The sequence below is a fragment of the Halomonas sp. 707D4 genome, from assembly GCF_024158685.1.
Classification (GTDB): Bacteria; Pseudomonadota; Gammaproteobacteria; order Pseudomonadales; family Halomonadaceae; genus Vreelandella.
This window is the reverse complement of sequence record NZ_JAMZBD010000145.1, coordinates 1-6,882: the sequence shown is the minus strand read 5'-3', so window position 1 is coordinate 6,882 and position 6,882 is coordinate 1. Positions and strand designations below refer to the sequence as shown.

Annotated in this window: 6 protein-coding genes; 3 read left to right on the top strand and 3 right to left on the bottom strand. The window is 67.0% G+C overall.

From position 1 onward, the window contains the following. The coding region (locus tag BIS11_RS08140; RefSeq protein ID WP_253585905.1) for a M3 family metallopeptidase at positions 1–1,794 on the bottom strand (1,794 nt) is incomplete at its 3' end. Between the two features lie 177 nt (positions 1,795–1,971). On the opposite strand from BIS11_RS08140, the gene BIS11_RS08135 reads away from it, so the two are divergent. The 3 genes from BIS11_RS08135 (at position 1,972) to BIS11_RS08125 (ending at position 4,659) form a co-directional block, all read left to right on the top strand. Then, entirely contained in the window at positions 1,972–3,318 is a 1,347-nt protein-coding gene (locus BIS11_RS08135; RefSeq protein ID WP_253423852.1) for a sodium-dependent transporter, read from the top strand. Positions 3,319–3,343: 25 nt separating this feature from the next. Then, a complete protein-coding gene (locus tag BIS11_RS08130; protein WP_253423849.1) occupies positions 3,344–3,898 on the top strand; it encodes a gamma carbonic anhydrase family protein in 555 nt (184 codons plus the stop codon). A gap of 89 nt (positions 3,899–3,987) precedes the next feature. Next, positions 3,988–4,659 carry a metal-dependent hydrolase gene (locus BIS11_RS08125; RefSeq protein ID WP_253423847.1) on the top strand — a complete coding sequence of 224 codons (672 nt, stop codon included), beginning with the start codon at positions 3,988–3,990 and terminating at the stop codon, positions 4,657–4,659. Here the strand turns inward: BIS11_RS08125 and BIS11_RS08120 are convergent. Continuing rightward, the gene (locus BIS11_RS08120) at positions 4,635–6,017 is read right to left on the bottom strand and encodes a sigma-54 dependent transcriptional regulator (protein ID WP_253585904.1); all 1,383 of its coding nucleotides are present in this window, start codon (positions 6,015–6,017) and stop codon (positions 4,635–4,637) included. The two genes, BIS11_RS08125 and BIS11_RS08120, sit on opposite strands and share 25 nt — an antisense overlap. After that, positions 6,010–6,882 (bottom strand): sensor histidine kinase (locus tag BIS11_RS08115; protein ID WP_253585903.1); only part of this gene is annotated, 873 nt, incomplete at its 5' end. The genes BIS11_RS08120 and BIS11_RS08115, both read right to left, overlap by 8 nt.

Genomic DNA, 6,882 nt, shown 5'->3' with positions numbered 1-6,882 from the left:
GTTCTGGAAGCGGTTGAAGGCGGCGGTCGGCACCACCGAGGTCTGGCGGCGCACCTCGTCGAGCAGCGCCTGGACGTCAGCGGCCGTCGGCGTCTCGAGCTCGTGATGCAGGCGCAGGTCGAAGATCGAGAACTCGAGCTGGCGCATCATGCCCATGGCGGACTGGAAGTTCTTGGCTGCCATCAGGCGCTCGAACAGCGCCTCGGGAAGCGGTTCGTCGGTGTCCACGTGGCGAGCCAGCAGGTCGAGCCCTTCGCGCTCCCAGCAGTAGTTCTCCATGAACTGGCTGGGCAATTCGACGGCGTCCCAGGCCACCCCGTTGATGCCGGAAATGTCGGCGATCGTCTGCTTGGTGAGCATGTGATGCAGGCCGTGGCCGAACTCGTGGAACAGCGTCGTCACTTCGTCGTGGGTCAGAAGTGCAGGCTTGCCGCCCACGGGAGCCGTGAAGTTGCAGGTCAGAAACGCCACCGGCAATTGCAGGCCGTGCTCGCCTTCGCGGCGCACGCGGCAGTCCGCCATCCAGGCGCCGCCGCGCTTGCCTTCGCGGGCGTAAAGATCCAGATAGAAGCCGGCGATCGGCGCGCCGTCGTCGAGAATCTCGAAATAGCGCACGTCCGAATGGTAGCGCGGTACGGCGGTGTCCTCTTCGACCTGCAGGCCATAGAGGCGCTCGAGCACCTGGAAGAGCCCGTCGACCACGCGCGGGGCAGGGAAGTAGGGGCGAAGCTGCTCCTGGTTGATCGCGTAGCGCGCCTCGCGCAGCTTCTCGCTGGCGTAGGCGACGTCCCAAGGCGCAAGGCTCTCGATGCCGAGCTCGTCGCGGGCGAAGCGCGCAAGCTCGTCGAACTCCTCTTCGGCCTGGGGCTTGGCGCGGCGGGCCAGGTCGTCGAGAAACGCGAGCACCTGGGCCGGCGATTCGGCCATCTTGGTGGCCAGCGACAGGTCGGCGTAGGTCTTAAAGCCCAGCAGATGGGCAAGCTCCTGGCGCAGCGCCAGAAGCTCCTCGATGATGGCGGCGTTGTCGAAGGCACCGGCATTCGGGCCTTGGTCGGAGGCGCGGGTGACGAAGGCGGTGTAGACCTCCTCTCGCAGCGCCCGGTCGTCGGCGTAGCTGACGATCGGGAAGAAGCTCGGGAAGTCCAGCGTGATGCGATAGCCTTCGACCCCCTTCGCCTCGGCGAGCGCCTTGAGCGTCTCGCGGGCGCTCGGCGGCACCCCGGCCAGGCGTTCGTCGCTGTCGAGGTCCTTGTACCAGGCCTGGGTAGCGTCGAGCACGTGGTTGGAGAACTGGTTGGAAAGGCTGGAAAGCCGCGCCTGAATCTCGCCGTAGCGGGCTTTCTTGTCGGCGGGAAGATCGACCCCGGCGAGGCGGAAATCGCGCAGGGCGTTCTCCACGGTGCGCTGCTGGCCGCTATCGAGCGTCGACCAGGTCGGCTCCTGCTTCAGCGCCTGCCAGGCATGAAAGAGTCCCTCGTGCTGACCGACCCAGGTGCCGAAGGCGGAGAGCTGCTCGATGCACGCTTCATAGGCCTTGCGCAGCTCCGGCGAGTTCATGGTGGCGTTGAGGTGCGCCACCGGCGACCAGGCCTGGGAGAGACGGTCGTTGACCGCCTCGAGCGGCGCGGCGAAGTTCTCCCAGGTGGGGGCTTGGGTCGTCGCACGCTCGGCGAGCCGCTCGATGGCTTCGCGGCTTTCGGCGAGCAGCGCTTCGATGGCCGGCACCACGTGCTCGGCGCGAATCTCGGCGAAGGGGGGAAGCGTATGCGACTCGAGCAGGGGGTTGCGGGACATGGGGGCACCTCGTCGACGGAAATGGGAAGCGCGCTGCGCTTTACCGGAAAATGCGGGCACTCGGCCCCGCTTTCAATGGCGCCGCCGGGATCGGCGCCGGTAGGGGGAAGGATTGGCCTTTGCGCGGGCGCCTGCTAGGCTTGCCGACCTTCTATGATGCCATGGGTGAGGCAGACGATGAACGACACGCTGGAGCGCTGGGGGTCGAAGCGCGCCTTTATCCTCGCGATGACCGGGGCGGCGGTGGGGCTTGGCAATATCTGGCGCTTTCCCTATATCGCCGGGGAGAACGGCGGCGCGGCGTTCTTGCTGCTTTACGTCGGCTTCGTGCTGCTGCTCGGCATTCCAGTGATGATGGCGGAGATTCTCATCGGCCGCGCCGGGCGGCAAAGCCCCATGCGCTCGCTGGCAAGCCTTGCCGCCACAAGCGGGGCGAGCCCGCGCTGGCGCTACCTGGGGCTATTCGGGGCGCTGACGGTATTCTGCATCCTGTCGTTCTACTCGGTGGTGTCGGGCTGGTCGATCGAGTTCCTGGTCGCCTCGGTCAACGGCAACTTCGACGGCCAGGGCCCCGAGGCGATCGGCGCGAGCTTCGACGCCTTTCTGGCCAATCCCGGGCTTCTGGTGTTCAACCACTCGCTGTTTCTGTTCATCACCATGACGGTGGTGGCCGCCGGGGTGTCCAAGGGCCTCGAGCGGCTCAACAACGTCCTGATGCCGCTGCTCTACCTGCTGCTGCTGGTGCTGGCGGGCTATGGCGCCACGACGGCGGGTTTCGGCGAGACGCTGCGCTGGCTGTTTCTGCCCTCCTTCGCAGCGCTCGATGCCATGGTGGTCTTCCACGCCATGGGGCATGCGTTCTTCACCCTGGCGGTGGGCGCCTGCGCGTTGATGGCCTACGGCGCTTACATGCCCGAGGAGCAGAGCCTGACCCGGGCGGCCTTCGCGGTGGCGGTGCTCGACATCCTCGTGGCGCTGCTGGCGGGCATCGCGATTTTCTCGATCGTCTTCGCCCAGGGGCTCGACCCGAGCGAAGGCCCGGGGCTGATGTTCGTCACGCTGCCCATCGCCTTCGCCGAGCTGCCTTTCGGGAGCCTCTGGCTCTGCGGCTTTTTCCTGCTCTTGCTGCTGGCGACCTGGACCTCCGCGATCAACCTGGCCGAACCCATGGTGGCCACGCTCACCGGGCTTGGCTGGCGGCGCAGCCTGAGCACCGCGGCGGTCGCTCTCGGGGTCTGGCTGGTGGGGGTGCTGGCGGCGCTGTCGTTCTCGACGCTGGCGGAGTTCCGCCCGCTGCTCGGGCGCAATGTGTTCGAGCTTCTGAGCTCGATTCCACCGGACGTCTTTCTGCCGCTGGGCGGGCTCTTGATCGCCATCTTCGCCGCCTGGGTGCTGCCCGAGGCGCACGCGGTGAAGGCACTCGGCGCCGGCACTCGAGGCTTTCGACTGTGGCGTGCTACGCTGCGATTTGTATCCATTCCGTTGACCGTCGTGGTGCTGATCGGCGGCGTGCTGGCCCTGTGAGGCCGAAGGCGCAAGAGGAGAGCGCATGAGCAAGGCGTTGAGAGCATTCAAGGACCATTTTCCCCGGCTCGGCGAGCGGGTGTTCGTCGACCCGTCGAGCGTAGTGATCGGGGATGTCACGCTTGGCGACGACTGCTCGGTATGGCCGATGGCGGTGATTCGCGGCGACATGCACCGCATCCGACTCGGCGCCCGGGTTAGCGTGCAGGATGGGTGCGTGCTGCACATCACCCACGCCAGCGACTTCAACCCGGAGGGCTTTTCGCTGACCGTCGGCGACGACGTGACCATCGGCCACAAGGCGCTCTTGCATGGCGCGACGCTCGGTAGCCGCATCCTGGTGGGGATGGGAGCGATCGTGATGGATGGCGCGGTGGTCGAGGACGAGGTGATCATCGCCGCTGGCGCCGTGGTCACGCCAGGCAAGCGGCTCGAGAGCGGCTTCGTCTACGCGGGCAATCCGGCGAAGGCGTTGCGCCCCTTGAAGGAGAAGGAGCGGGCGTTTTTCACCTACACCGCAGGCAACTACGTGAAGCTCAAGGACGAGTACCTGGCCGAAACGGTGACAAGCACACCCTAAACGGTTGGCCGGGCACTCTTTTTTGTGTTCAAGACGTGTCGCGGACGTCTATAATCTGTTAATTTATACAGTTTGTAGGGTGCCGCGACATGGCGAACTTTCGCACGCACATCAGCGTGGCAGCGGCGGGCGGCACGCTGCTGGCCTATGCGGGTCATCACCATCAGTGGTGGTCGCCCTCCCAGGCGCTGCTGGTCATCGCCCTGGTGGCCTTCGGCGGCATTCTTCCGGACATCGATGCCGACCGCTCCAAATCCATTCGCTTGATCTTCAACCTGCTCTCCGTGCCCTCTCTGGTACTGGGCGTATTGCTGCTCCAGCCCTGGCTCACGCCGGGGGCGCTGCTCGTCGCCTGCGGGGGCATCTATTTCGGGGTGCGCTACCTGGCGGGGCTTCTGTTCTCCAAGCTGACGGTGCACCGCGGCATCTGGCATTCGCTGCTGGCCGGGGCGCTGTGTGCCTTCGCCACGGCCGCGGTCAGCTTTCACCTGCTGGTCCAGCCGCCTTGGCTCGCCTGGTCCCACGGGGCGGCGGTGCTGCTGGGCTTTCTGATTCACCTGGGGCTCGACGAGCTGTTCAGCGTCGATCTCGAGGGCGCGCGCCTGAAGCGCTCCTTCGGCACGGCGATGAAGCTCGGTGACAGTCGCCGACCGGTGTCGAACCTGTTGATGCTGATCGCGCTCTTGACGGTGATTCCCTGGGTGCCGCCCTGGGGGGTGCTGGGCGAGCTCTTGCATCAGGGATCGCTGCTGTGGCGATAGTCCTCGGCGCTGAGCCCGTGCTTCTTGAGCTTGTCGTAGAAGGTCTTGCGCGGCAGGCCCAGTTGGCGGCAGACATCGGTCACCCGGCCCTGGTGGCGCGCCAGTGACTGGCTGATCAGGCTCTTCTCGAACAGCTCCACCTGGCGGGGCAGGGTGGGTTCCGCGACGCTTGCGGTCTCGCCGGCGAGCAGTACGTCGAGGCGGTAGTCGAAGGCCGCGCCGAGCAGCACGTAGCGCTCGGCGAGGTTTCGAAGCTCGCGCACGTTGCCGGGCCAGTCGTGAGCCAGAAGCGTGGCCACGGCGTGGTTGTCCAGCGTCGGCGCCTCCAGGCCGCTGCGGTTGGCGGCGACCACCGCGAAGTGCTGGAACAGCAGCGGAATGTCCTCGCGGCGCTCGCGCAGGGCGGGCAGTGGCAGGGTGACGACGTCGAGGCGATAGTAGAGATCCTCGCGAAAGCGACCCTCGTCGGCGGCGACCTTGAGGTCCACCTTGGTGGCGGCGATGACGCGAATGTCCAGCGCGATCGTCTCGTTGGCCCCCAGGCGCTCCACGCTTCGCTCCTGCAGCACGCGCAAGAGTTTCACCTGCAGCGCCGGCGGCATCGACTCGATCTCGTCGAGAAACACGGTGCCGCCGTTGGCGTGCTCGAACTTGCCGATGCGCCTTTCCACCGCGCCGGTGAAGGCGCCGCGCTCGTGGCCGAACAGCTCCGACTCGATGGTGTGCTCCGGCACCGCGCCGCAGTTGATCGCCATGAACGGGTGGTTGCGCCGGGCGCTGCGCTCGTGGATCGCTCGGGCGACCAGGTCCTTGCCGGTGCCGGTCTCGCCGAACAGCAGCACGTCGGTTTCCACCTGGCTGATGCGCTGGATCATCGCCGCCAGGTGCGAGATCACCGGCGTGCGCCCCACCAAGCGCGGGCCGAGGGCCGCCTGCTGCGCTTCGAGCTCCGCCTTGAGGCGAGTGTTCTCGAGGCTCAGCTGGCGCTTTTCGATACCGCGACGTACCACGTCCAGCAGTTGCTCCCCGGCGAAGGGTTTTTCCAGGAAGTCCCAGGCGCCGGCGCGCATGGCTTCCACGGCGGTGGAGATGTCGCCGTGGCCGGTGATCAGGATCACCGGAAGCGTGGGGTCGCGGCGCTTGATCTCGTGCAGCAGCGCCATGCCGTCCATGCCGGGCATACGGATGTCGCTGACCACCACGCCGGGGAAGTGGCGGGCCAGGGCGTCGAGCGCCTGCTCGGCGGATTCGAAGACCTGCGGCGCGTAGCCGGCGAGCGCCAGCGTCTGGGCGGCGGTGATGCGCAGGTGAGTCTCGTCGTCGACGATCATCACCGGCAGGGGGGGCGCTTCATGCATGGCGGCTCTCCAGTGAGTCGGTGCCCGGCGGCGCGGCCGCAGGCAGGGTCAGGGTAAAGCGCGCGCCGCCTTCCGGGGCGTTGGTCGCCGTGAGGGTGCCGCCGAGATCGTCCATGATGCGCGACGAGATCGAAAGCCCGAGCCCCAGGCCCTTGCCGGGTGCCTTGGTGGTGAAGAAGGGTTCGAAGATGCGCGTCAGGTGCTCCTCGACGATGCCCGGGCCGTTGTCCTGCACGTGGATGACGACGCCGTCGACCTCGCGCTCGGCGCTCAAGGTCAGCGTCGGGGCGGGGCGTTCCTTCATGGCGGCCAGGGCATTGCCGATCAGGTTCACCAGCACCTGTTCCAGGCGGACCAGATCGCCGATGGCCCACAGAGGCTCGTGAGGCAGCCGCTCGATGACCTCGACGCGCTCGTCGCGCAGGCGGCTGTGAAACAGGCGTAGCGCGTAGTGGATGCAGGCCTGCACGGCGATGCTTTCGTGGCGCTCGCCGCTCTTGCGCGAGAACTGACGAAGCTGCGCGCTGATGTCGGCCATGCGCTCGGTCAGCTCGACGATCTGGGCGAGGTTGGCGTCGGCCTGGTCGACACGTGCAAGCTCGATGAAGCGCCGGGCGTTCTCGGCGTAGGCGCGAATCGCTGCCAGCGGCTGGTTGAGCTCGTGATTGATGCCGGCAGCCAGCTGGCCCAGCACGGCAAGCTTAGCAGCCTGGATCAGCTCGTCCTGGGTCTGGCGCAGGTTCGCCTCGGCACGGCGGCGCTCGTCGATCTCGGCGGAGAGCAGCTGGTTACTGGCCATCAGGTCGCGGGTACGCCGCTCGACGCTGATCTCGAGCTCGTCGCGTACCCGAGCGAGGGTCAGGCG

What these genes read in the sequence shown, in the direction of transcription:
- BIS11_RS08120 (WP_253585904.1), bottom strand. Translation starts at nt 6,017, where the DNA reads ATGCATGAAGCGCCCCCCCTGCCGGTGATGATCGTCGACGACGAGACT.
- BIS11_RS08135 (WP_253423852.1), top strand. Translation starts at nt 1,972, where the DNA reads ATGAACGACACGCTGGAGCGCTGGGGGTCGAAGCGCGCCTTTATCCTC.
- BIS11_RS08125 (WP_253423847.1), top strand. Translation starts at nt 3,988, where the DNA reads ATGGCGAACTTTCGCACGCACATCAGCGTGGCAGCGGCGGGCGGCACG.
- BIS11_RS08130 (WP_253423849.1), top strand. Translation starts at nt 3,344, where the DNA reads ATGAGCAAGGCGTTGAGAGCATTCAAGGACCATTTTCCCCGGCTCGGC.